This window comes from Telluria sp. BA11 (genome assembly GCF_056680305.1).
This window is the reverse complement of record NZ_CM155275.1, coordinates 3036092-3059519: the sequence shown is the minus strand read 5'-3', so window position 1 is coordinate 3059519 and position 23428 is coordinate 3036092. Positions and strand designations below refer to the sequence as shown.

Below are 23428 nucleotides of genomic sequence, written 5' to 3'. Positions count from 1 at the left end.
GCCAAATTAAAAAAAGCACTTACGTACTTTTGCTGTAAAACGTCATTTTATTGCTTCGTATGAGCGATATTCAATGATGATTTACTGCAAATATGCTTCTTTTAAGAAATTTTATTTGCTTTGAGGATCAGAGGCGAGCTGGCGTGGCAGTTGCAGGATGGCTTCGGCATTCGAAGCCGAAAAGCATCGATCAGCCGCTTCCAGGTAAGGCAGCCAGGCGTGGGCAATGTGCTCGCGTGGACTGAGGATGATGGGGATGTCGCGCGGCACGCAGACAGAAAACACGTGCTCGGTGTTCTGCGTCACGCCGGGGGCGTAGCGGTGGCGCCAGAGAGGATAGATTTCGTAGATATTGGCTAACTGCCAGTCACACAGGACGATCTGTTCGCCATCGGCCCGGATGCCGGTCTCTTCGAACAGTTCGCGCGCGGCCGTCTCCAGCAGCGGCTCGTCAAGCCGGTCGAGCGAGCCGGTGACCGATTGCCAGAACCCCGGCTGACCGGCGCGTTCGATCACCAGCACGTCCAGATCGGACGTGTGGATGACGACCAGCACCGATTCAGGGATCTTGTAGGCTTCCATGACAGGAAGAGCGGGGTTGGCAGCCAGGCCGCCTCCCCCGCCCGCCATTACGCGACCTTTGGCTCGTTACGCAGGCGGATGTGCAGCTCTTTCAATTGCTTCTCGTCGACTTCGGACGGTGCATTGGTCAGCAAGCACTGCGCGCGCTGCGTTTTCGGGAACGCGATCACGTCGCGGATCGACTCGGAGCCCGTCATCAGCGTGATCAGGCGATCCAGGCCGAAGGCCAGGCCACCGTGCGGTGGCGCGCCGTATTGCAGCGCATCCAGCAGGAAGCCAAACTTGAGCTGCGCTTCTTCGGCGTCGATCTTCAGCGCGCGGAACACCTTGCTCTGGACTTCTTCACGGTGGATACGGATCGAACCGCCGCCCAGTTCCCAGCCGTTCAGGACCATATCGTAGGCCTTGGCGATGCAGGCGCCCGGATTGGTCTCGAGCATGTCTTCGTGGCCGTCTTTCGGGGCCGTGAACGGGTGATGGGTTGCGGTCCAGCGATCGCCGTCTTCGTCGTACTCGAACATCGGGAAGTCGATGACCCACAGCGGCGACCAGACGTCGTCGAACAGGCCGGCCTTCTTGCCGAATTCCGAGTGGCCGATCTTCACGCGCAGCGCGCCCAGGGCGTCGTTGACGACCTTGGCCTTGTCGGCGCCGAAGAAGATCAGGTCGCCGTCTTCGGCGCCCGTCAGTTCCAGCACCTGCGCCAGCACTTCGTCGGACAGGTTCTTGACGATCGGCGACTGCAGGCCGTCACGGCCCTTGGCTTTCTCGTTGACCTTGATGTACGCCAGGCCACGGGCGCCGTAGATCGCGACGAACTGGGTGTAGGCGTCGATTTCCGAGCGTGGCATCGAGCCGCCCTGCGGCACGCGCATGCCGACCACACGGCCATTTGGCAGGTTGGCGGCGCTGTTGAACACCTTGAACTCGACCGTCTTCATCAGCTCGGTCAGTTCGGTGAATGCGAGCTTGACGCGCATGTCCGGCTTGTCCGAACCGTACATCGCCATCGCGGTGGCGAAGTCCATCACCGGGAACGGGTTCGGCAGTTCGATGCCGGTCGTGTTCTTGAACACGACGCGCATCATTTCTTCGAACATGTCGCGGATTTCTTGTTCGGTCAGGAACGAGGTTTCGCAGTCGATCTGGGTGAATTCAGGCTGGCGATCGGCGCGCAGATCTTCGTCGCGGAAGCACTTGGTGATCTGGTAGTAGCGGTCGAAGTTGGCGACCATCAGCAGCTGCTTGAACAGCTGCGGCGACTGCGGCAGCGCGAAGAAGTTGCCCGCGTTGACACGCGATGGCACCAGGTAGTCGCGCGCGCCTTCCGGGGTCGACTTGGTCAGCATCGGGGTTTCGATGTCGATGAAGCCCAGGTTGTCGAGGTACTTGCGCACTTCCATCGAGACCTTGTAGCGCAGCTTCAGGTTGTGCTGCATCTGGCCGCGGCGCAGGTCGAGCACGCGGTGGGTCAGGCGGGTGGTTTCCGACAGGTTGTCGTCGTCCAGCTGGAACGGCACCGGCACCGACGCGTTGAGCACTTCGACTTCGGTTGCGGTCACTTCGATCTTGCCCGAGGCCAGGTTGGCGTTGACGGTACCGGCCAGACGGTTGGTCACGGTGCCGACGATGCGCAGGCAATACTCATTACGCACGTGCTCGGCTGCCTTGAAGACGGCGGCGTTGTCCGGATGGCAGACCACCTGCACCAGGCCTTCGCGGTCGCGCAGGTCGATGAAGATCACCCCGCCGTGGTCGCGGCGGCGATGCACCCAGCCGCACAGGCTGACGGTTTGGCCCAGCAGTTCCTCGGTGACGAGGCCGCAGTAATTGGTACGCATGGTGGACATAGTTTTCGTTCCAGGTTGATTGATTTGTCGGCGCCGCCATCGCGGGCGGCCCAGATTCTGTGATGCGTTATTTGACTGCCGCAGGATTGGCGGCGCCGGGCGGCACGTGGCTCGGTGCGACCACGCCCATCGAGACGATGTACTTGAGCGCCGCGTCGACGGTCATGTCGAGTTCTTTCACGCGGCTGCGTTCCATCATCAGGAAAAAGCCCGAGGTGGGGTTTGGCGTCGTGGGCACGTACACGCTCACGAAGTCGCCCACCAGGTGGTTGGTCACGTCGCCGCCCGGCACGCCGGTCAGAAACGCGATCGTATACGAGTCGGCGTGCGGATACGGGATCAGCACCGCCTGGCGGAAGGCATTGCCGGACGATGAGAACAACGTGTCGGACACCTGCTTGACGCTGCCGTACAGCGAGCTGACCACCGGCACACGCTTGAGCAGGCGCTCGCCCACGCGCACGATGTACTTGCCCACCAGGTTGTTGGTCAGCAGGCCCGTGACGAACACGATGGCCAGCGTCAGCACCGCACCGATGCCCGGCACGTCCATGCCGATGAACTGGCGCGGCTGCCAGGCGGCCGGCACGAACATCAGCGACTGGTCGAGCGTGCTGATGATCAGGCTCAGGACCCAGGCCGTAATCGCCAGGGGCACCAGCACCAGCAGGCCGGTGATGAAATATTTACGCATCGGATATCCCGTTATTCTTGTTGGCGCGGCGCAGGGACGCGCCGGGCTCAGGTGCTGCTCTTGTCGCCGCCACCGCTGTTGCCACCGCTGTTGCCACCATTGCTGCTGCCCGTAGCAGGCGCAGCAGGCGCTGGCGTGGCCGGTGCGGCTGCGGCGGCCGGCGCGGCCGCTGCGCCCGTGTCAGCGCCGCCCGTGCCCGCAGCCGTACCGGTGGCAGGCGGCGTGCCGCCACGGAAATCGGTCACGTACCAGCCCGAGCCCTTGAGCTGGAAACCGGCCGCAGTCACCTGCTTCTTGAACGATGGCTTGGCGCAGGACGGGCAGACGGTCAGGACCGGATCCGATATCTTTTGCAGTACATCTTTGGAAAAACCGCATTCTTCGCAGCGATAGGCATAAATCGGCATTCTGGTGCTCCGCAAAAATCTTCAAAACCCTGAATTATAAAGCTTTTGCCGCAGCATTTACGGCATTGCGGCGGCCCGGGCACAAGACAGCGCCGCATTCGGCAAATGGCAGCAGCATCGTGTTGTTTTTCACCACGTCAGCAGGCGAACTGTTTGCTCGTGCTCAGCATCGGTGATTTAATACGGCTTCTTTACCGAATGTTGGTCGCAGGAAAGCTCTGCCACTGCGAGAACACAAGAAACAGAAGGCTGCGAGATGTCCGTATCAGCGCAGCCCATAAAAGAACACAGCTTATCAAGCCCGCTCATGCGGGCTTTTTTCTTGGGCGCGCGTCAGAGGAAGTACAGCGCAGCCAGCGCGGTGCAGGCGCCCGTTGCGAGCAAGGTCAGAAACGTCAGCATGCGATTGGTGCGGCGCTGCTCCACGACCAGCATCGCCATCATCTCGCTGTTGGCGATGTGCGGATGGTGCCCTTTCGACTCGCGCTCCAGCGCCTGGTGCACGAGGCGCGGCAGTTGCGGGAAGATCTGGGCGTAGCGCGGCGCTTCGGCCTTCAGGCGCTCGACCAGGCCTTGCCAGCCCACCTGCTCGGCCATCCAGCGCTCGAGATACGGCTTGGCCGTCTTCCACAAGTCCAGGTCGGGGTCGAGCTGGCGGCCCAGGCCTTCGATATTGAGCAGCGTCTTTTGCAGCAGCACCAGTTGTGGCTGCACTTCGACATTGAAGCGGCGCGAGGTCTGGAACAGGCGCAGCAGGATCTGGCCGAAGGAAATATCTTTCAAGGGGCGGTCGAAGATCGGCTCGCAGCAGGCACGCACAGCCGATTCGAGTTCGTCGACGCGCGTGCTCGGTGGCGCCCAGCCAGATTCGATGTGGGCTTCGGCCACGCGCTTGTAGTCACGCTGGAAGAACGCCAGGAAGTTCTGCGACAGGTAATCCTTGTCGAAGTCGGTCAGCGTGCCGACGATGCCGAAGTCGAGCGCGATGTAGCGGCCCAGCGTTTCGGGCGCGGTCGAGACCAGGATATTCCCGGGGTGCATGTCGGCGTGGAAGAAACCGTCACGGAACACCTGCGTGAAGAAAATCTCCACGCCATCGCGTGACAGCTTTTTGAGGTCGACGCCGGCGGCGACCAGGCGATCGATCTGCGACACCGGCAAGCCGTGCATGCGCTCCATGACGATCACGCTGCTCGAGCAATAGTCCCAGTACATCTCAGGCACCATCAGCAGCGTTGAATCGGCGAAGTTGCGGCGCAGCTGGCTGGCGTTGGCGGCCTCGCGCATCAGGTCGAGCTCGTCGTGCAGGTATTTGTCGAATTCGGCGACGACTTCGCGCGGCTTCAGGCGCCGCGCTTCGCTCCAGACCTTTTCGATCAGGTTCGCAGCCATGCGCATCAGCGCCATGTCCTCGTCGATCAGCTTCTTCATGCCCGGGCGCAGCACCTTGACGGCGACTTCCTTGCCGTTCTTGAGCGTGGCGAAGTGCACCTGGGCAATCGACGCCGAGGCGATCGGCTCGCGCTCGAAGTGGGCAAACAGCTGGTCAGGGTGGGTGCCGAGCGAGCGCGTGATCTGCGCCACCGCCAGGTCGGAGCCGAACGGCGGCACCCGGTCCTGCAGCATGGCCAGTTCATCGGCGATATCGGGCGGCACCAGGTCGCGCCGGGTCGACAGCACCTGGCCGAATTTCACGAAGATCGGGCCCAGTTCTTCGAGCGCCTGGCGCAGGCGCACGGCGCGCGGCGACGTGATCGTGCGCCAGAAGAAGAACGTGTTCATCAGGCGCGCGGTGCGCGGAGCGTTGATGCTGGTGACGGCGATTTCGTCCAGGCCGTACTTGGTGAAGACGGTGAGAATGCGCAACAGGCGCAGGAATTTCAATATCATCGACGATCCGGATTCTGGTCTGCGCTTACAGCAAAGGTGGAAGAAGGTTTGGCAGTGCTGCGCTGGGCCAGCGCCTGCTCGAGCCGCGCGATGCGTTTGGCACTGCGCTCGACGTCGTCGCGCAGACGCACGACATCGGCGGCAAAGACGTCGCGCTGGACCGGCCGCACCAGCACCGGCCGCTCATCGGCCAGGAATTCAGCGAGGTTCTCGGCCAGACGGCGCCCTGCTTCGCCCAGGCCGCCCACCGTGCGACGGGCGCCCTGATGCAGACGGTAGGCGGCCACCGGCCCGACCACGCGCTCGAGGTCGTACTCGGCATCCCAGCGCAGGCCGTTGGCCAGTTGCGAAATCACGTTGGCGAATTCGGCATCGCCTTCGATCTTCACATACGACAGCGCGCGCGTGCGGTCTTGCGCGATCAGCGGCAGGTCGGCCGGCTTGATGCGGATGGTGACGTTGGCCGGCCCGGCGTCCTGGCTGGCCTCGAACAGGCCGTCAGGCGCCACCAGCACGCGCAGCTGGGCCACGCCGGCATCGATGCATGCCTGCTTGCCGACATGGCGCGCGAGCGCGGCCCGGGCCCAGGCTTCCTGGGCCAGCAGGTGATTGATCGCGGCAACTGCAGGCACGGTCAGCGCATGCTGGGGTGACAAGGTCGACAGGGATGGAAGATTCGGAAACATGGCGGGACTACCCTCAAAAAACAAAACCGCCCGGAGTGATTCGGGCGGTTTTGATCTTACCAGTTCGCCGGGCATGCACCCGGTGTTATGGAATCGGCAAACAAAATAATTCCGGTTCGCCTGCGGCGTACTTAGTTCGGCTGCTGAATGCCGGCCAGCACCCAGCCACCCGCACCCGACAGCGGCTTGGACATGTTCCAGACCTCGACGAACGGCTCTGGCAATGCGTCTTTCGCGCTGCGGATCATGGCGTTGAACTGCACGCTCGCCAGGTAATCGGTGGCCGTCTGCTCGATGCCCAGCAACTGCGCATCGACATTGACGACGTCAGTGAAGTCAGCGACGGCGCCGCGTTCCTGGATCTGCAGCTTGAGTTCAGCGAAGACTTCAGGCGACGTGAATTCGCGCAGATCGTTCGTGTCACCACGATCCCAGGCTGCCTGCATGCGGATGAACGACGACTTTGCGTGACGCAGGAAGCTCTCGCTGTCGAAGTCGGCCGGCACGCCCCATTGCTGGTGCGCTGCCGGGGTAGCGGCATTACCGAAATTCGCTGCATTCAGACCGCCACGGTCCTTTTCCAGTGCGACGCCGCCCTGGAATGCGGTGGGCTGCGGACGCAGACCCGAACCGATTTCAGGCGTGCCGACGCCACCAGCCGCCTGCGGCTTGAAGCCACCGCTGAAACCAGCTGCGGATGGATTGGCCGGCGTGTCCTTGCGGCGGAACATGCGCACCAGGAACATGATGACGAGACCGAACAGCGCGAACATCAGGATGCCCGCGATGATGCTGGCCATCGCGCCGCCAATGCCCAGGTGCGACAGCAGCATGCCCAGCCCAAGGCCCAGCAGCGCGCCGCCGAGGATGTTGCGCATCATGCTTGGCTTCTTGGCAGCAGCCGCCGCGCCCGCGGCACCAGCGCCGGCAGCAGCTGGCGCGGCCTGGTTCGGGGTCTGGCGCTGCATGTTCTGCGCAGGCGCCGGCGCCGGGGCTGGCATCTGGCGCACGGCCTGCGACTGGCGGCCGACGGAGCGCTTGCCACCCATCGGGCGTGCGTAGGCCTCGGCCACCATCGAGAATGCGGTGACTGCGAGGAGCGTCGTGACCAGGAATTTTTTCATTGTCTCCGTCCTTTATTGGAACTACGGTTAAAACTACAGCTTGATACCGGTGTGCAGAGCGGCCACACCCGCCGTCAGGTTGAAATACTGGACCCGCTCCAGTCCTGCATCTTCCAACATGCCCTTCAGGGTGTCCTGATCAGGGTGCATGCGGATCGATTCGGCCAGGTAGCGATAGCTTTCGGCATCGCCGGCAATCCGCTGGCCCAGCCACGGCAACACCGAGAACGAATACACGTCATACGGCTTTTGCAGTGGCGCGATCACTTTCGAGAATTCGAGCACCAGCAATTTGCCGCCCGGCTTGAGCACGCGGCGCATTTCAGCCAGCGCCTGATCCTTGTGCGTCATGTTGCGCAGGCCGAAGGCAACGCTGACCCGGTCGAAGTAATTGTCCGGGAACGGCAATTTTTCGGCGTTACACAACATGGTTGGGGTGACAAGCCCTTTATTCAAGAGACGGTCACGGCCAACGCGCAGCATCGATTCGTTGATATCGGTGAGCCAGACTTCGCCCGTCTTGCCGGCCTGCTTTGCGAAAGCCTTGGCCAGGTCGCCCGTGCCGCCGGCGATATCGAGCACCTTGAAGCCGGGCCGCACGCCCGCCTGCGCGATCGTGAACATTTTCCAGGCGCGGTGCAGGCCGGCCGACATCAGATCGTTCATGACATCGTACTTCGCGGCGACCGAGTGGAAGACCTTGGCGACTTCCTGGACCTTCTGGTCCTCGGCGACGGTCTTGTAGCCGAAGTGGGTGGTGTTTGTCATAGTGGCATGCAGGTTGGGGGTTGCCACATTATACAAGGACCCGGCAGGAGGGCCGCGCTGCTGAGCTGGCTGTCACCAATGGGTTCCGCAGGGACGCTCGCAAGGCCGATTACGCGCCTTATGTCCGGTTGGATTCAACTTTTTACGCTTGTTGGTTACCCACAACGCATCTGCCCGATAGCGTGCAATTAGGCCAGAATCATCGCACGTGCCTCTTTTCCAAGCCGCTCAGCGAGACTAAGATCATTAGCAACAAACAAACTCTATTTTCAAATAGTTATGCGAAAAATTAAACGTTTGATTCAATATTGCATTTCTCATTAGATTTTTATCAACAGTTGTGCGCCATGCTCGCCACAATTTTGGTTTAATTGACACGATGTTTCAGCCGGCAAGCGCCGGTCGTTGCGCCCATCGACGTTGCATGGTCCCCGTGGTGTGCCGGGACGCATGACTGCGTAGCGGGTGCCAACCAGTCTTATGAGGATACCGGTGCCTGTAAAACGTCTTATCTGCATTACGCGTGAAGGCAGTGCGCACGCCCGCGCCTGCCATGGCGCCCTGCCCGGCTGGGATGTCTGCGTGGTCGAGCATCTGACCGCAGCGCGCAAGGTCTTGTCCCAGCAACACTACGGCGTGGGACTGCTGCTCGACAGCAGCGACGGCGCAGACGATGCCGAGCTCGAACGTTTCCTGCATCAGCACCACCATATGCGCTGGGTTGGCCTCTTCGAAGCGCACCGCCTCGTCCAACCGGCCCTGCGCGAACTGATCGCGGCGCATCTGGTCGACTTTCATACGCTGCCCGTCGACACGCTGCGGCTACAGCACTCGCTGGGCCACGCCCACGGCATGGCGAGCATGGCCGCGCGGCCGGCGCCGCACGAGGGCGCACTGCGCGTAAGCCATATCGATGGCACGTCGGCCGCAATCGCCCGCCTGCGCTCGCACATCGACAAGATCGCCGCCGTCGATGCGCCGGTCCTGATCTGCGGTGAAAGCGGCAGCGGCAAGGAGTTGGCTGCACAGGAAATTCACCTGCATTCGCCGCGTGCCACCGGCCCGTTCATCGCCATCAATTGCGCAGCCATGGCGCCGGCGCTGATCCACTCGGAACTGTTCGGCCACGAACGGGGCGCCTTCACCGGCGCCATGCGCGACAAGCAGGGCCTGCTCGAAGCGGCATCGGGCGGCAGCATTTTCCTCGACGAGATCGGCGACCTGCCACTGGACCTGCAGGCAAGCTTGCTGCGCTTCCTGCAAGAGCGCGTGATCTACCGGGTCGGCGGCACGCGCACCATCGCGGTCGATGCACGCGTGATCACCGCCACCCACGTCGACCTGCCCCAGGCCGTGGCCGAAGGCCGCTTCCGCGAAGACTTGTATTACCGCCTCAGCGTGTTCCCGATCCGCGTTCCGGCGCTGCGTGAGCGCAAGGAAGACTTGCCGCTGCTGACCGATCTCATCTTCAACAAGTTCGCCAGCGAACGCAGCCCGCAGCTCAAGGGCGTGAGCCGCGAAGCCTTGCAGGCCATGACGCGCTACGACTGGCCTGGCAATGTCCGCGAGCTGATCAACCGCGTGCGCCGCGCCATGGTCCTGGCCGAGCATCGCCTCGTGATGCCGGAAGACCTCGATTTGCCAGGTGTCGGGCCCATCTGCCCGAACGGCGTTGGGCTAGGCACATCGCGCCTGAGCGCCGAACGCGTGGCCATTGGCGAAAGCCTGGCCCGCAGCGGCAACAACATCAGCCGGGCAGCGCGCGAACTGGGTGTATCGCGCATGACGCTGTATCGCCTGATGGCCAAGCACGAGATTTCGGTGTAGGCCGCACGCTTTGCCCCGCGTCGGCCCCGTCCTACCGCGTTTCTCCTTGAATTCACAGGGTTTTTATGCAACGTGCTTGCCAAAAGGCAGCACGTTGATGTGTCCCGTTCACTCTGTAAACCGGGCCTGGCGGTTGCAAATTGATACAGTTTCTTGATCAATTCTGCAACAGTGTCACATGATCGAGACACTTGTCGATTCAGCTATTGATGTGCTTCATCGTTCTGCAATCGGGCTTGCGAGCTCATCAAATTAGTCCTACAAAATCAATGGCTTGCTCAAGCAGCCTGTGCTGGCACAAGACCTGCTAATACCGAAGTGGACCGGGCGTCACGAGACCTCGGGATACTTAAACCGTGATATTAGGGGAGCAATAATGAAGCGCACTATCCTGGCAACCGCGATCGCCCTGGCTTTCAGCATGGCCCACGCCCAAGAGAACACCGTGAACGACGTCCGTGGCGGCAATACCCAAACGTCGGCGATCACCAATACGACCAACACGGACAGCAGCACGCTGACGGACTCCAGCAACAGCAATAACACTGCGACGACCAACACCACCAATACCGACAACAGCCAGGCGAACAGCAACAACGTTGCGACCAACACCAACACCAACAACAGCCAGACCGACAGCAACAACGTCGCGACCAATACCAACAACAGCCAGGCCGACAGCAACAACACGGCAACCAACACCAATACCAATACCAATACGAACACCAGCACGAACACCAACAACAGCCAGAACGACAGCAACAATACGGCCACCAGTAACAGCACGAACACGAATACCAACACGGCCACCAACACCAACACGCAGACCGACAACAGCCAGCGCACCAATACGAACACGAACACCAACACCACCACCAACACGAGCACTGCCAATAACCAGGTGGACAACTCGGACAACCGCGTCACGAACAACACAACGAACAACAGCAACAGCCAGACCAGCAACCAGTCCGACACGCGCAACATGCAGATCGACAGCAACGACACGACAACCACCACCTCCACGACTACCAGCAACAGCGACAGCAGCCAGGACAGCTCGGGCCAGAACAACAGCTCGGGTGACGCCAGTGCCGGCGTGGCCGGCGCCGCAGCAGCCAACAACGGCGGCAGCGCCAGCTCGTCGGTGGCGAACTCGTTCAACACCTCGTCGGCAACCTCGACCAGCGCCCTGACCGGCAATGTCAGCGGCAACACCATCAGCAACATCGGCAACACTGCACAGAACACGGGCGGTGCCAACGGGGCATCCGGTTCGGGCGCTGCAGGCGGCGTGGGCTATGGCGGTGGGGCCAACGGCACCGGTGCAGCCGGCGGCGCAGCCTCGGGCGCGGCAGGCGCATCAGGTGGCGCAGGTGGCTACGCTGCTGCTGGTACGGCCTCGACGGGCTCATCGAGCGTCGGTAACGCTGCCGGCGGCGCCGGCGGATCGACGGGCGCTGCAGGCGCCACAGGCGGCGCAGGTGCGTCCGGCGCCATGGGTGGCTACGCTGCCGGCGGCAACGGCGCTGCAGGCGGCACGGGCACGGGCGGCGCGGGTGCAATGGGCGGCGGGGCCAATGGCGGCTCGGGCGCAGAAGGCGGCGCAGCCACCGGCGGCGCCGGCGGCTCGACCGGCTCGCTGGCTGGCGGCAATGGCGGTGGCACCGGCGCTGCCACGGGTGGCGCAGGCGGCGCGGGTGGCAATACCGGCTCGGCATGGGGCGGCGCAGGCGGTGCAGGCGGTTCGGGCGGCGCAGGCGGCATGGGCGGCACCTCGGCCGGTTCGAGCCTGACGGCCTCGAACGGCGCGAGCGGCGGCGGCGCCAGCATCGGCGACGCCATGGCAACAACGGGTGCCGGCGGCACGCCGGGCAGCGATCCGGCAGCAGCCGGCGGCGCCAGCGGCGCATCGACCAATACCGGTGGCACCAGCACGGCCGGCAGCCCGACCAGCGGCGCCAGCACCAATGGCGCAGGCGACTCGATGGCGGGTGCGGGCGGTGCCGGTTCAGCCGGTGGCGCGGGCGGCTCGGGCGCCGCATCGTCCAATACCTCGGGTAGCGGCGCAGCAGGTGGCGCTTCGACCGGCGGCACCGGCGGCGCCGGCGCGGCACTGGCCGGCACGGGCGGCGCAGGCGCCACCGGCACGGCAGGCGCCGGCGGCTCGGGCGCAGCAGGCACGGCTGGCATGGGCGGCAACGGTGCGACCGGCACCGGTGGCGCTGGTGGCGCGGGCCAGGGCGGCACGGCGGGCGCAGGCGGCATGGGCGGTTCGGGCGCAGAAGCGACCGCCTCGACCGGCGCCAGCGGTGCGGGCGGCGCGGCCACGGGCGGTTCGGCCACGGGCGGCTCGGCCACCTCGGGTGACGCAAACTCGGGCGCTGGCGGCAGCGGCGGCGCTGGTGGTGCAACCACGTCCGGCGCAGGCGGTTCGGGCGGCGAAATGACGGCTGGTGCAGGTACCGGCGGCTTCGGCGGCGCCGGCATGGGCGGCAATGGCGGCACCAACAACGTCAGCTCGGGCTCGTTCGACATGTCGAACTCGATGAACAACATCGCCCAGTCGGCAGCCGGCATCTCGATCATCAGCCAGAACAACGGCTTCTCCTCGCTGATCCAGCAAAGCGTCAACGTGCAGTCGAACATGAACGTCGGCGGCGCAGGCCAGTAATCAGGCAATGGGTGCAGGACACGCAGCAGTCACGCTGCACGCCCTGCACTCCCGCCATGCGGCGCTTTGCCCGCATGGCGGTCCTTTCGAGCGAGGCATCATGAAACAACTACACCAGATTGGATTTCTCTTGCTGACGGCAGGCGCTGCTCTGCCAGCGGCAGCCCAGGTTACCGAACCGGCCAGGTTGCCGGTGGTGGTGAGCTTTTTGTCGACAGTGAACGTGGCGCCGGCCCCTGGCGACGATCTCGCGAGCGGTTGGGGCAAGACTACCGACGCCGCTGTCCTGGGCGACCTGCGCGGTGGGACCGACATCATCACCACCGAAGCGACGCTGGGCGGCACGGTCGGCAGCAACACGGCCACCAACGTGACCACCGGCATGAACGTGATCAGCGGCGGTTCGTTCGCCAATTCATCGGGCTTGCCAGTCGTGATCCAGAATTCCGGCGCGAACGTCCTGATCCAGAACGCGACCGTCATCAACCTGCAACTGCAATGAGCATGACACCGGGTTCTCACTTGATGTTGCTCATCGCACTGTGCGGCGCCCTGCTTGCGCCGCACAGTGCGAAGGCACTTGACCTGGCCGGAGTCGGGCGCGTCAACGTGCCGGTGACCAGTCTCAAGGACCTTAAATTCCAGCGCACGCTGCGCCAGCAATATGACTACAGCTGCGGCGCCGCCGCGCTGGCCACCTTGCTGTCGCACCACTACCAGACGCCCACGCCCGAACAGGACGTGTTCCAGCAGATGTACGCCAGCGGCGACAAGACCAAGATTCACAAAGAAGGTTTTTCGCTGCTCGACATGCAGCGTTTTCTCGCCACGCGCGGCTTTCGCGCCGACGGCTTCAAGCTGCCCATTGAAAAACTGATCGCCGAAAAACTGCCGGCCATCGTCCTGATCACCGACCGCGGCTTCAACCATTTCGTGGTCATCAAGGGCGCCGAAGACGGCCGCATCCTGATTGGCGACCCGTCCACCGGCAACCGCGTCGTGAGCATGGATCGGTTCCAGGAAATCTGGCGCAACAAGATCCTGTTCGTGATCCACAGCCACAAGGATCAGGTTGCGTTCAATACACCGGAAGACTGGCGCGGCGCGCCGCGTGCGCCGCTGGGCACCGGCATGCATCAGGACCAGCTCAGCGCGACCCTGCCCAAGTTCGGGCCGGGCGATTTTTAACAGGGACACACCATGCGCTTTCCAACCTTCCCTTTGCACACTGCCCTGCTGGGCCTGCTGAGCCTGCTGAGCCTGTTTATGGGCGCCCTGCCGTTCGCCCAGGCCACCGAGCCGGTCATACCGGTGCTTGGCAAGCCGGTCGCTGCCGCCACGCTGGACGCCGCCCGTGGCGGCTTCGAAGTGGCCGGCGGCCTGGCGCTGTCACTCGGTATCGAGCGCGTCGTGTCGGTCAACGGCGAAATCATGGCCCGCACGAATATCGCGATCCCCGATCTGGCGGCCATGACGGCCGAGCAGGCGCGCCTGACCCAGGACGCGCTGGGCGCGGCGCGGATGATCCAGATCGGCGGCAATAACTATGCCGCTGCCGACCTCAACCTGCCCAACGGTGCGACGCTGGTCCAGAACACGCTCAGCGGCCAGGATATCCGCACGGCGACCACCATTTCGTCGACCGTCAACAGCATGTCGCTGATCAAGGACATCAATTTCCAGTCGACGATCCGTGACGCCGTCATACGTTCGCCGGGCGGTCTATGAATGTTCAACACCACCAACAATAACTCTGGAGAATCTGGATGTATCCACACGTCGCGCGGCTCGGCGCTGCGGGCCTGGCGGCGGCCCTTCTGGCGCCGCCTGCACTCGCTCAACAAGGTGTCCCCCTGTCGAACAATGGCGCACAGCCATCCCATAGCGAACTGTCGCAGTTGAAGGACGAACTGGCGCAGCAACGCGCGCTGGTCAATCGTCTGCTGCTGGAAGTGCAGGCGCAGCGCGAGCAATTGCAGCGCATGGGGACGCCGGCCGATGGCATGTTGCTGTCGCAGCAGCGTGGTACTGGCGGCTCGATGAGCGGCCAGGCGCCGGTGGCCGAGCCGCCCGTGTTGCCGCCCGCGGTAACGGGTGTACCGGCGCCGCTGCCACCCCAGCAGCGCCCTGACCAGCCCGGCGTACCCGCCCCGGCACCCGCCCAGCCCGCCGCGCCAGCGCAGGCGCAAAACACCAGCCGCCAGCAACCGAACCGGCCGCCGGAAGTCGCACCGATCGGCGACCAGCCGGGCGTGCTTACGGCGCCTGGCACCTATGTGCTCGAGCCATCGATGCAATACGGCTACTCGTCGAGCAACCGCGTGGCGCTGGTCGGCTACACGGTGATTCCCGCGCTGCTGATTGGCCTGGTGGACGTGCGTGAAATCAAACGCAACACCTTCACCACTGCGATCACCGGCCGCACCGGCATCAGCAACCGGATGGAAGTCGAGGTCAAGGTGCCGTATGTGTACCGCTCCGACGCCACCGTCAGCCGGGAAATCTTCACCGGTACGGCAGTCGAGCGCGTGTTCGATACAACCGGCAAGGGCATGGGCGACGTCGAAGTCGCCGGCCGCTACCAGCTCAATAACGGCGGCGCCGACAAGGGCTATTACATTGCCGGCCTGCGCTACAAGAGCCGTACCGGCCGCGATCCGTTCGAAGTGGTCACCGATTGCGACCGCCGCTGCATCGGCGAGAACGTCACCGGCACCGGCCTGCCGCTGGACCTGCCCACCGGCTCGGGCTTCCACTCGCTGCAAGCCACGCTGACGTGGTTGTATCCATCCGATCCGGCCGTCTTCTTCGGCAACCTGAGCTACGTGCACAACTTCAAGCGCGACGACGTGACGCGCCTTGTGCGCAATGGCGAACGCGAACCGCTTGGCTCGCTGCAACCGGGCGCCGTGCTGGGCTTTAACTTCGGGATGGGCCTGGCGCTCAACGACAAGGCGTCGCTGAGCCTGGGCTACGACCACAGCACGATTGGACGCATGCGTCAGAACGGCGCGACCTCGATCGGCTCGGTGCGTACACAGCTGGGCACCCTGCTGCTGGGGTACTCCTATCGCCTGAGCCCGAAACGTTCACTCAACATCGCCGTCGGTGCCGGCGTCACGCGTGACACGCCGGATGTGACGCTGACGCTACGTTTGCCAATGACTTTCTAACCAGAAATTTATTGCTGAAATCGGTCATGCAGGGGGGATGACTTGTGGTAAATACGGAGACGATTGAAAAATCTTGCTTCCGTTTTAAGAGTTTGCCCTATAATCAGATTCGCAATGTAAGGCGTCACCCTGGTTTTTGTCCTAGGTACGCAAACAGGGCATCAACGTAAAATTAATTTTTGAGGGAATAAAAATGGCGACTGGCATTGTTAAGTGGTTCAATGACGCAAAAGGTTTCGGTTTCATCACGCCTGACGGCGGCGGCGAAGATCTGTTCGCGCACTTCTCGGCGATCAACGCCAACGGCTTCAAGTCGCTGCAAGAAAACCAGCGCGTGACGTTCGACGTCACCACCGGTCCTAAAGGCAAGCAGGCTTCGAACATCCAGCCGCAAGCTTAAGGTCCGCTGGCCCGCTACGGCGGGCAAGCAACGCAAAAGAGCACATCTTCGGATGTGCTCTTTGTCTTTGTAGCGACCGAAAGGCGGGGGTCAAAAAGCGGGGGTCAGGTCTGACATTCGGACACGATCTCGACAGTCGGGCAGTTGGAACCGGCTGAAAGTGGGGGTCAGGTCTGACATTCGGACACGATCTCGACAGTCGAAAAAGTGGGGGTCAGGTCTGACATTCGGACACGATCTCGACAGTCGGGCAGTTGGAACCGAAAAAGTGGGGGTCAGGTCTGACATTCGGACACGATCTCGACAGTCGAAAAAGTGGGGGTCAGGTCTGACATTCGGACACGATCTCGACAGTCGGGCAGTTGGAACCGGCTGGGACCGGGCCACGCTAATGCTGTGCAGGAAACTATTGGACCTGGTTAAGGCTGAGGTCGTGTCTGAATGTCAGACCTGACCCCGGCTGTTCCGGCTGCTATTGGACCTGGTTAAGGCTGAGGTCGTGTCTGAATGTCAGACCTGACCCCGGCTGTTCCCTGCCTTGACGATCAACGGCGTCCCGGTGGCTTTTGACGGACATGCCACCAGCTGCGGCGCCCGCCTGATGTCGACGGCCACCGACAGCGGCCGCGACTGACGCCATGCGTTATATCACTTGCAGCCGCAGCTACCCGAGCCGCAGCCGCCGCCGCCGCCGCCCGACTTTGCCGCCGCCACTTCCGCGAACTGCGTCACCGGCGCGCGGCCGCTCTGTTCGTCGTAGCCAGCCGCCTGCAGGCGCGCCACGTACTGCTTCCACAGCGATTCCTGGCTGCGGCCCAGCTCATACAGATAATCCCAGCTGAAGATGCCGGTATCGTGGCCATCCGAGAAGGTCGGCTTGATTGCGTAGTTGCCGACCTGCTCGACGTCGGCGATGCCGACTTCGCGTTTGCCAAGTTGCAGCACTTCCTGGCCCGGGCCGTGGCCCTTCACTTCGGCCGATGGCGAATACACGCGCAGATATTCAAACGGGAGCGAAAAAGCGCTGCCGTCGTCGTAGGCGACGTCGAGCACGCGCGATTTCTGGTGGACAGTCAATTCGGTTGGATGTGGCATGACACTCTCTTTATCAGGAAAAACGGCGCGCGATGGCAGCGCCCAATTGGTCGTGCAGCGCACGACGCGCCGCGAGGATAGCAGGTTCCGTCGCACGCACCGCCTGCGCCCATACAGGCGCCGGGAAGTGCGCATCGTCGGCGTAGCGCGGGATGATGTGCCAGTGCAGGTGCGGCACCACGTTGCCGAGGCTGGCCACATTGACCTTCAATGGCTGCATCACCTCGCGCACCGCCGTCTCTACCTGGAACACGGCGTCGTTGATCAAGAAGCGGTCATCCGCCGACAGGTCGCTCATCTCGCGCACATGGTCGTGCCAGATCACGCGGCAAAAGCCGGGATAATTGGCGTCGTCGACGACGATGACGCTGAACTTCTCGCCGGTCCAGACGACCGGCAGCGACAGGTCGCACAGCTCGCAACCCGGTTCGCGCAGCGCCGTCATACCAGCACCCGCTCGATGCCGCCCGCATTGGCGCGTGCGACGTACTCGGGCAGCCAGTTCTCGCCCAGCAGATGCTTGGCGATTTCGACGACGATGTAGTCGGCCGTGGTGCCCGAATCGTCGTTGTAGCGGCTCAAGCCCTGCAGGCACGACGGGCAGCTGGTGAGAATCTTGACGTCGCCCTTGAAGCCATCTTCGCGCAGCTTGTCGGCGCCCTTGACCATCTCGCCTTCCTTGCGCGAACGGACCTGGGTCGCGATGTCCGGCCGCGAGACGGCAAACGTGCCCGACTCGCCGCAGCAGCGGTCGTTCTTCTCGATCTTCACGTTGTCCACCGTCGACACCAGCGCGTTGACCGTCTTGATCGAATCCTGCAGCTTCATCGGCGTGTGGCACGGCTCGTGGTACATGTAGCGGGTGCCGTTCACGCCTTCGAGCTTGACGCCTTTTTCGAGCAGGTATTCATGGATGTCCATGATGCGGCAGCCCGGGAAGATCTTCTCGAACTGGTACGTCGCGAGCTGGTCATAGCAGGTGCCGCACGAGACCAGCACCGTCTTGATGTCGAGGTAGTTGAGCGTGTTGGCCATCCGGTGGAACAGCACGCGGTTGTCCGTTACCATCTTCTCGGCCTTGTCGAACTGGCCGGCGCCGCGCTGCGGATAACCGCAGCACAGGTAGCCCGGCGGCAGCACGGTCTGCACGCCCACTTCCCACAGCATCGCCTGCGTGGCCAGGCCCACCTGCGAGAACAGGCGCTCGGACCCGCAGCCCGGGAAGTAGAACACGGCCTCGGTGTCGGCATTGGTCTTCTTGGGATTGCGGATGATCGGGACGATCTTGTCGTCTTCGATATCGAGCAAGGCGCGCGCCGTTTTCTTCGGCAGGTTCCCTGGCATCTTCTTGTTGATGAAGTGGATGACCTGCTCGCGCACGGGCGCCTTGCCGGTCGTCGGCGCGGGCGCCGCCAGCTGCGGCTTGGCAAAGCCCTTGAGCATGCGGTTGCCGAAGCGCTGCGCCTTGAAGCCGAAGTCGACCATCACCTTGCGCGTCGCATTGATGGTGGTCGGATCGGTGGCATTCAGGAAGAACATCGCCGCGCGGTTGGCCGGCTTGAAGCTGCGCTTGTCCATCTTGCGCAGCAGGTTACGCATGTTCATCGACACATCGCCGAAGTCGATATTCACCGGGCATGGTGTGACGCACTTGTGGCACACGGTGCAGTGGTCCGAGACGTCCTCGAATTCTTCCCAGTGCCGGATCGAGACACCGCGGCGGGTCTGCTCTTCGTACAGGAACGCTTCGATCAGCGCCGACGTGGCCAGGATCTTGTCGCGCGGCGAATACAGAAGGTTCGCCTGCGGCACGTGGGTCGTGCAGACGGGCTTGCACTTGCCGCAGCGCAGGCAGTCCTTGATGCTGTGGGCGATCTCGCCGATATCGCTTTGCTGCATGATCAGCGACTCGTGGCCCATCAGGCCGAACGACGGCGTGTAAGCGTTGCGCAGGTCGGCGTGGGCACCCTCAAGATTGAGCAGCTTGCCCTTGTTGAAGCGCCCTTCCGGATCGACGCGGATTTTATAGTCGCGGAATTCCTGGATTTCTTCGTCCTTCAGGAATTCGAGCTTGGTGATGCCGATCCCGTGTTCGCCCGAGATCACGCCGTCGAGCGAACGCGCCAGCTTCATGATGCGCTCGACCGCCTTGTGCGCATCCTGCAGCATGTCGTAGTCGTCCGAGTTCACCGGCAGGTTGGTGTGGACGTTGCCGTCGCCGGCGTGCATGTGCAGTGCGACAAACACGCGCGAACGCAGGATGCGCTTGTGGATCGCCGTGCTCTCGTCGAGGATGCAGGTGTAGGCGCTGCCGTTGAAGATCTGGCGCAGCGGGGAACGTAGCTCCTGCTTCCAGGAGATGCGCACCGTGTGGTCCTGCACCAGGTCGAACAGGCGTGCATCGGGCTGGATCGCCAGGCGCGCATCGAAGGCGGCCGACAAATGATCGAGCCCAAGCGATTCGAGCTGCTCTCGCACGTCGACCAGCGGCGCATCCAGATTGGCCAGGATGAAGCTCCAGCGCTTGGTCACCAGGTCGACCAGCGCGCGTGCCTGCAGCGGGCGGTCGCCCATGATTTCGTCGCGCTCGACGCCTTCGCCGCTGCTGGCATCGTCGCTCTTGGCCAGCGGCAGATGGTCGCTCGCCAGGTAGTTGCGCAGACCGTCGGCCAGCTGCAGCTTGTTCTTGATTGACAGCTCGACGTTGATGCGCTCGATGCCGTCGGTGTATTCGCCCATGCGCGGCAGCGGAATGACCACGTCTTCATTGATCTTGAAGGCGTTGGTGTGGCGCGCGATGGCCGCCGTGCGGGCGCGGTCGAGCCAGAACTTCTTGCGCGCTTCGGGGCTGACGGCGACAAAGCCTTCGCCCACGCGGGTGTTCGCGATACGCACGACTTCGGAGGCAGCCAGCGCCACCGCGTTTTCGTCGTCGCCGACGATGTCGCCGAACAGCGCCATCTTCGGCAGCACGCCGCGCTTCGATTTGGTAGCATAACCGACCGCGCGCAGGTAGCGCTCGTCCAGGTGCTCCAGGCCCGCCAGGCGCAGCGTGGAAAAGGCGGGGTCGCCGTTCTTCGGCAAGCCGTTGAGGTAATTCGTGATCTCGACGATCGACGGAATCGCATCGCGCGCCTGGCCAAAGAATTCGAGGGCCACGGTGCGCGTGAACTTCGGCATCTTGTGCAGGATCCAGCGGCCCGACGTGATCAGGCCATCGGTGCCCTCTTTCTGGATGCCCGGCAGGCCGGAAAGGAATTTGTCGGTAACGTCCTTGCCCAGGCCTTCCTTGCGGAACCGCTTGCCGTCGATGGTCAGCGTCTCGGTGCGGAACGGCGCGCCTTTCGGTGCGCCCTTGACCGACGGGTGCGTCCATTCCAGCAAAAATTCAGCCTGCGGCGCATCGTGGATCTTGCCCAGGTTGTGCGCAATGCGCGTGACATCGAGCCAGTCGCCGTTGGGGTCGACCATGCGCCACGAGGCCAGGTTGTCGAGCGCAGTGCCCCACAACACGGCCTTCTTGCCGCCCGCGTTCATCGCGATATTGCCGCCCACGCACGATGCGTGCGCCGACGTCGGATCGACCGCGAACACGAAGCCGGCCTTCTCGGCCGCCTGCGACACGCGCTGCGTGACCACGCCCGCATAGGTATGGATGGTCGCGTATTCGCGGTCCAGGCCCGGCATGGCGGTCATTTCGACTTCGCCGATGCCGATCAGTTTTTCGGTGTTGATCACGGCCGACATGGGCGTGAGCGGAATCGCACCGCCCGTGTAGCCGGTGCCGCCGCCGCGCGGGATGATCGTCAGCCCGAGCTCGATGCAGCCCTTGACCAGGCCAGCCATCTCGTCTTCGGTGTCCGGCACCAGCACCAGGAACGGATACTCGACACGCCAGTCGGTGGCGTCGGTCACGTGCGAGATGCGGTGCATGCCGTCGAAACGGATATTGCGCTTGTCGGTGTACGCGCCCAGCACCTTCAGGGCGCGCTTGCGCAGGTCGTACGTTTCGGAGAATTCGCGACCGAAGTCGTCGACCGCGCGGCGCGCGCTGGCCAGCAACTGCTCGACGGCGCGGCTGCGCGTTGCGGCCACGGCCGGGTCGCCGTCATCCTGCGCGTCGACTGTCGTGCGGCGCTTGTCGACTTCGGCCAGGCGGTGGTGCAGCGCCTCGATCAGGTTGGCCCGGCGCTTCGGGTTGTCCAGCATGTCGTCCTGCAGGTACGGATTGCGCCGCACGACCCAGATGTCGCCCAGCACCTCGTATAGCATGCGCGCCGAGCGGCCGGTCTGGCGGGCGCCGCGCAAGCTGTCAAGCAACTCCCACGACGACTCACCGAGCAGCCGGATCACGATTTCGCGGTCCGAGAACGAGGTGTAGTTGTACGGAATCTCGCGCAGGCGCGCGGGGGCGTTATCGGCTAGCAGGGTATGGATGTGTGCGGGGGCGTTCATGAATACTCGTCGACAGTCGGACAGGCCCGAAGGACGTTCATTCTATCGTATTGCGTTGCACCACGCTTGGGGCAGCCCCGTCCGCCGTTGCGCCCGACGCAACAAAATATTCATACTGTGTCGGATATGCAAACATTATTCACCCACGGGCGCGGGCGCACGGTATTTATCAAGCACGACGCCGGGAATGACATATGTCGTCCGGCCTGGTTTGCACCGCTATCGCGTCATGTCCGGCACCTCGAAGGCCTCGCCGGTTTCGAAGAAATGCCCACCAGCCACATAATGGATGCTCTTCTTGCCACCCGCTGCCATATTCCAGTGCCCGTCGGCAAACACCGCCGGATCGGCCCAGGCCGCCACGACTTCGCCCAGGAACAGGTCATACGTGTCCTGGATATGCGGTTCGGGGAGTACGCGGCACTCGAGCCAGGCCAGGCAGCCGTGGAGCAGCGGCGCACCGACCTGTTCGCCGGTCCAGGCGCCGGCATTGAAAGCCGCGAACTTGTCCACCTCTCGGCCCGACGTCGAACCCACCTGCAGGGTCAGGCGCGCCAGCTCGCGCGACGGCACGTTCAGCGCGAATTCGCCGGATGCCTCGATCATGCTGCGGGTGAGTGTGTTCTTGTCGATCACCACCGCCACCTTGGGCGGATCGAAGTCGAGCGGCATCGACCAGGCGGCCGCCATCACATTGACGGCGTCGCCGTGGCGACTGGACACCAGGACCGTCGGGCCATGGTTCATCAGGCGATAGGCTTTGGCCAGAGGTACGGGAACGCGGTCGGTCATGCCGGAGTCCTTAAATTGATTGCGCAGGCAGTCAGCGCTGCGCCGGCGGGATATCCGTGAGCGTCGCGGCGAAGGCGGCGTGCGCGGCCGGATCGATGGGACGGTGCTTCACGGTCGTGCCGGCCGGGTCGTTGGCCAGGTAATTGCCATCCTTGCGATCCTGCGCGGGCCGGATCGGCCGCGGCACGAAGCCGCCGCCGCAGTTCGGGCACACGTCCAGCAAAATGGTATCGACGCAGCTGGCGCAAAACGTGCATTCGTACGAGCAGATGCGCGCCTGTTCCGATGCCGGTGGCAGCGCGACGTTGCAGTGTTCGCAGGTGGGACGCAGTTCAAGCATGGCAAACTCCTTCGGTCTATCCGGTAATGCGCGTCAGCATGTCGCCGAGCGACTTCCAGAAACTGTCCGGCACGTACAGCAGCGCCAGCGTCATGGTCAGGTAGCGCGCGAACTTGCCGATCGCCATATACATCAGGCTCGGCCAGAACGGCAGGTGCAGCCAGCCGGCCAGCGTACACAGCGGATCGCCCACGCCTGGCAGCCACGACAGCAGCATCGTTTTGGCACCGTAGCGCTTGAGCCAGCCGAACCAGCGGCTCTGGCGCTCTTTCGCAAACGCCACCTTGGCGCGGTAGCCAAGGAAATAATCGACCGCGCCGCCCAGCGTATTGCCAATGGTGGCGACCAGGATCGCCGGCCAGAACAGCGCGGGATTGGCCTTGATCACCGCAAACACGGCCGGCTCTGAACCGAGCGGCAGCAGCGTGGCGGAAATAAAACTGATGATGAAGACGGAGGTCAGCCCGACAGTCGGCGCCGCAACAAGGTCAAGCAGCCATTGAACAGCGGTTTCGATCATGCGAGCTTAGGCGAGGGAAATAGGCGTCCATTATAATGGTCCAGAACTTTCGTCACGACACGATACGATCGCCTGTCACCCAGCGCGCCGGATCGTACTGCGCGCCACGGTCACCCACCCTAGCGGAACAGTTTGCGTCGTCCGTCCCGCC

The 23428-nt window shown here is 63.3% G+C and carries 22 protein-coding genes; 8 read left to right on the top strand and 14 right to left on the bottom strand.

What is annotated here, in order from left to right:
* Nucleotides 1-111: 111 nt before the first annotated feature.
* The 8 genes from nudB to ubiE form a co-directional block, all read right to left on the bottom strand.
* Nucleotides 112-582: a dihydroneopterin triphosphate diphosphatase gene (gene nudB / locus AC1MGT_RS13475; RefSeq protein ID WP_499500568.1), complete on the bottom strand. Its 471-nt coding sequence runs from the start codon at nucleotides 580-582 to the stop codon at nucleotides 112-114.
* Nucleotides 583-629: 47 nt separating this feature from the next.
* Nucleotides 630-2432: an aspartate--tRNA ligase gene (gene aspS / locus AC1MGT_RS13470; protein WP_258837246.1), complete on the bottom strand. Its 1803-nt coding sequence runs from the start codon at nucleotides 2430-2432 to the stop codon at nucleotides 630-632.
* A gap of 67 nt (nucleotides 2433-2499) precedes the next feature.
* Entirely contained in the window at nucleotides 2500-3126 is a 627-nt protein-coding gene (locus AC1MGT_RS13465) for a DUF502 domain-containing protein (protein ID WP_499500567.1), read from the bottom strand.
* Nucleotides 3127-3173: 47 nt separating this feature from the next.
* Nucleotides 3174-3533: an FmdB family zinc ribbon protein gene (locus AC1MGT_RS13460; RefSeq protein ID WP_499500566.1), complete on the bottom strand. Its 360-nt coding sequence runs from the start codon at nucleotides 3531-3533 to the stop codon at nucleotides 3174-3176.
* Nucleotides 3534-3866: 333 nt separating this feature from the next.
* Nucleotides 3867-5423, bottom strand: coding sequence for a ubiquinone biosynthesis regulatory protein kinase UbiB (ubiB, locus tag AC1MGT_RS13455; protein ID WP_499500565.1), 1557 nt, complete (start codon nucleotides 5421-5423; stop codon nucleotides 3867-3869).
* A complete protein-coding gene (locus AC1MGT_RS13450) occupies nucleotides 5420-6109 on the bottom strand; it encodes a ubiquinone biosynthesis accessory factor UbiJ (protein WP_499500563.1) in 690 nt (229 codons plus the stop codon). Before AC1MGT_RS13450 ends, ubiB begins: the two co-directional genes overlap by 4 nt.
* A 131-nt stretch (nucleotides 6110-6240) precedes the next feature.
* Nucleotides 6241-7233 carry a Tim44 domain-containing protein gene (locus AC1MGT_RS13445; protein ID WP_258837242.1) on the bottom strand — a complete coding sequence of 331 codons (993 nt, stop codon included), beginning with the start codon at nucleotides 7231-7233 and terminating at the stop codon, nucleotides 6241-6243.
* 33 nt (nucleotides 7234-7266) lie between these two features.
* Nucleotides 7267-8001, bottom strand: coding sequence for a bifunctional demethylmenaquinone methyltransferase/2-methoxy-6-polyprenyl-1,4-benzoquinol methylase UbiE (ubiE, locus tag AC1MGT_RS13440; RefSeq protein ID WP_499500562.1), 735 nt, complete (start codon nucleotides 7999-8001; stop codon nucleotides 7267-7269).
* Nucleotides 8002-8493: 492 nt separating this feature from the next.
* Between ubiE and AC1MGT_RS13435 the strand changes: the two genes are divergently transcribed.
* The 8 genes from AC1MGT_RS13435 (at nucleotide 8494) to AC1MGT_RS13400 (ending at nucleotide 16709) form a co-directional block, all read left to right on the top strand.
* The gene (locus AC1MGT_RS13435) at nucleotides 8494-9828 is read left to right on the top strand and encodes a sigma-54 dependent transcriptional regulator (RefSeq protein WP_499500561.1); all 1335 of its coding nucleotides are present in this window, start codon (nucleotides 8494-8496) and stop codon (nucleotides 9826-9828) included.
* 376 nt (nucleotides 9829-10204) lie between these two features.
* Nucleotides 10205-12502, top strand: coding sequence for a hypothetical protein (locus tag AC1MGT_RS13430; RefSeq protein ID WP_499500560.1), 2298 nt, complete (start codon nucleotides 10205-10207; stop codon nucleotides 12500-12502).
* Nucleotides 12503-12602: 100 nt separating this feature from the next.
* On the top strand, nucleotides 12603-13004 hold the full coding sequence (locus tag AC1MGT_RS13425) for a hypothetical protein (protein WP_499500558.1): 402 nt from the start codon (nucleotides 12603-12605) through the stop codon (nucleotides 13002-13004).
* Between the two features lie 23 nt (nucleotides 13005-13027).
* Nucleotides 13028-13690, top strand: coding sequence for a C39 family peptidase (locus AC1MGT_RS13420; RefSeq protein WP_499500557.1), 663 nt, complete (start codon nucleotides 13028-13030; stop codon nucleotides 13688-13690).
* 12 nt (nucleotides 13691-13702) lie between these two features.
* Nucleotides 13703-14230 carry a hypothetical protein gene (locus AC1MGT_RS13415; RefSeq protein WP_499500555.1) on the top strand — a complete coding sequence of 176 codons (528 nt, stop codon included), beginning with the start codon at nucleotides 13703-13705 and terminating at the stop codon, nucleotides 14228-14230.
* A 38-nt stretch (nucleotides 14231-14268) separates the two neighbouring features.
* On the top strand, nucleotides 14269-15675 hold the full coding sequence (locus AC1MGT_RS13410; RefSeq protein ID WP_499500553.1) for a hypothetical protein: 1407 nt from the start codon (nucleotides 14269-14271) through the stop codon (nucleotides 15673-15675).
* 193 nt (nucleotides 15676-15868) lie between these two features.
* Complete coding sequence (locus tag AC1MGT_RS13405) at nucleotides 15869-16075, top strand: cold-shock protein (protein WP_183554103.1); 207 nt, start codon at nucleotides 15869-15871, stop codon at nucleotides 16073-16075.
* A gap of 538 nt (nucleotides 16076-16613) precedes the next feature.
* Nucleotides 16614-16709 carry a PAAR domain-containing protein gene (locus AC1MGT_RS13400; protein ID WP_499500551.1) on the top strand — a complete coding sequence of 32 codons (96 nt, stop codon included), beginning with the start codon at nucleotides 16614-16616 and terminating at the stop codon, nucleotides 16707-16709.
* 14 nt (nucleotides 16710-16723) lie between these two features.
* Here the strand turns inward: AC1MGT_RS13400 and AC1MGT_RS13395 are convergent, their stop codons facing one another.
* The 6 genes from AC1MGT_RS13395 to AC1MGT_RS13370 all read right to left on the bottom strand — a co-directional run bounded on the left by AC1MGT_RS13395 (nucleotide 16724) and on the right by AC1MGT_RS13370 (nucleotide 23277).
* Nucleotides 16724-17170, bottom strand: a complete 447-nt coding sequence (locus AC1MGT_RS13395; protein WP_499500550.1) for a gamma-butyrobetaine hydroxylase family protein — start codon at nucleotides 17168-17170, stop codon at nucleotides 16724-16726.
* 13 nt (nucleotides 17171-17183) lie between these two features.
* Nucleotides 17184-17615 (bottom strand): HIT family protein, encoded by a 432-nt coding sequence (locus tag AC1MGT_RS13390; protein WP_499500548.1) that lies wholly within the window; start codon nucleotides 17613-17615, stop codon nucleotides 17184-17186.
* Nucleotides 17612-21625, bottom strand: coding sequence for a DUF3683 domain-containing protein (locus tag AC1MGT_RS13385; RefSeq protein ID WP_499500547.1), 4014 nt, complete (start codon nucleotides 21623-21625; stop codon nucleotides 17612-17614). The genes AC1MGT_RS13390 and AC1MGT_RS13385 overlap by 4 nt, the downstream gene beginning before the upstream one ends.
* Nucleotides 21626-21844: 219 nt before the next feature.
* On the bottom strand, nucleotides 21845-22417 hold the full coding sequence (locus tag AC1MGT_RS13380; protein ID WP_499500545.1) for a flavin reductase family protein: 573 nt from the start codon (nucleotides 22415-22417) through the stop codon (nucleotides 21845-21847).
* A gap of 31 nt (nucleotides 22418-22448) precedes the next feature.
* Nucleotides 22449-22757: a DUF1272 domain-containing protein gene (locus tag AC1MGT_RS13375; RefSeq protein ID WP_499500543.1), complete on the bottom strand. Its 309-nt coding sequence runs from the start codon at nucleotides 22755-22757 to the stop codon at nucleotides 22449-22451.
* A 16-nt stretch (nucleotides 22758-22773) separates the two neighbouring features.
* Nucleotides 22774-23277: a YqaA family protein gene (locus AC1MGT_RS13370; protein ID WP_258837230.1), complete on the bottom strand. Its 504-nt coding sequence runs from the start codon at nucleotides 23275-23277 to the stop codon at nucleotides 22774-22776.
* Between the last annotated feature and the right edge of the window lie 151 nt (nucleotides 23278-23428).

Bases quoted from the DNA above. Each gene is read 5' to 3' on its own strand.
- ubiB (WP_499500565.1), bottom strand. From the start codon at position 5,423: ATGATATTGAAATTCCTGCGCCTGTTGCGCATTCTCACCGTCTTCACC.
- AC1MGT_RS13385 (WP_499500547.1), bottom strand. From the start codon at position 21,625: ATGAACGCCCCCGCACACATCCATACCCTGCTAGCCGATAACGCCCCC.
- AC1MGT_RS13425 (WP_499500558.1), top strand. From the start codon at position 12,603: ATGAAACAACTACACCAGATTGGATTTCTCTTGCTGACGGCAGGCGCT.
- AC1MGT_RS13380 (WP_499500545.1), bottom strand. From the start codon at position 22,417: ATGACCGACCGCGTTCCCGTACCTCTGGCCAAAGCCTATCGCCTGATG.
- nudB (WP_499500568.1), bottom strand. From the start codon at position 582: ATGGAAGCCTACAAGATCCCTGAATCGGTGCTGGTCGTCATCCACACG.
- AC1MGT_RS13395 (WP_499500550.1), bottom strand. From the start codon at position 17,170: ATGCCACATCCAACCGAATTGACTGTCCACCAGAAATCGCGCGTGCTC.
- AC1MGT_RS13415 (WP_499500555.1), top strand. From the start codon at position 13,703: ATGCGCTTTCCAACCTTCCCTTTGCACACTGCCCTGCTGGGCCTGCTG.
- AC1MGT_RS13420 (WP_499500557.1), top strand. From the start codon at position 13,028: ATGTTGCTCATCGCACTGTGCGGCGCCCTGCTTGCGCCGCACAGTGCG.
- AC1MGT_RS13390 (WP_499500548.1), bottom strand. From the start codon at position 17,615: ATGACGGCGCTGCGCGAACCGGGTTGCGAGCTGTGCGACCTGTCGCTG.
- AC1MGT_RS13445 (WP_258837242.1), bottom strand. From the start codon at position 7,233: ATGAAAAAATTCCTGGTCACGACGCTCCTCGCAGTCACCGCATTCTCG.
- AC1MGT_RS13450 (WP_499500563.1), bottom strand. From the start codon at position 6,109: ATGTTTCCGAATCTTCCATCCCTGTCGACCTTGTCACCCCAGCATGCG.
- AC1MGT_RS13460 (WP_499500566.1), bottom strand. From the start codon at position 3,533: ATGCCGATTTATGCCTATCGCTGCGAAGAATGCGGTTTTTCCAAAGAT.
- aspS (WP_258837246.1), bottom strand. From the start codon at position 2,432: ATGTCCACCATGCGTACCAATTACTGCGGCCTCGTCACCGAGGAACTG.
- ubiE (WP_499500562.1), bottom strand. From the start codon at position 8,001: ATGACAAACACCACCCACTTCGGCTACAAGACCGTCGCCGAGGACCAG.
- AC1MGT_RS13375 (WP_499500543.1), bottom strand. From the start codon at position 22,757: ATGCTTGAACTGCGTCCCACCTGCGAACACTGCAACGTCGCGCTGCCA.
- AC1MGT_RS13430 (WP_499500560.1), top strand. From the start codon at position 10,205: ATGAAGCGCACTATCCTGGCAACCGCGATCGCCCTGGCTTTCAGCATG.
- AC1MGT_RS13465 (WP_499500567.1), bottom strand. From the start codon at position 3,126: ATGCGTAAATATTTCATCACCGGCCTGCTGGTGCTGGTGCCCCTGGCG.
- AC1MGT_RS13370 (WP_258837230.1), bottom strand. From the start codon at position 23,277: ATGATCGAAACCGCTGTTCAATGGCTGCTTGACCTTGTTGCGGCGCCG.
- AC1MGT_RS13405 (WP_183554103.1), top strand. From the start codon at position 15,869: ATGGCGACTGGCATTGTTAAGTGGTTCAATGACGCAAAAGGTTTCGGT.
- AC1MGT_RS13410 (WP_499500553.1), top strand. From the start codon at position 14,269: ATGTATCCACACGTCGCGCGGCTCGGCGCTGCGGGCCTGGCGGCGGCC.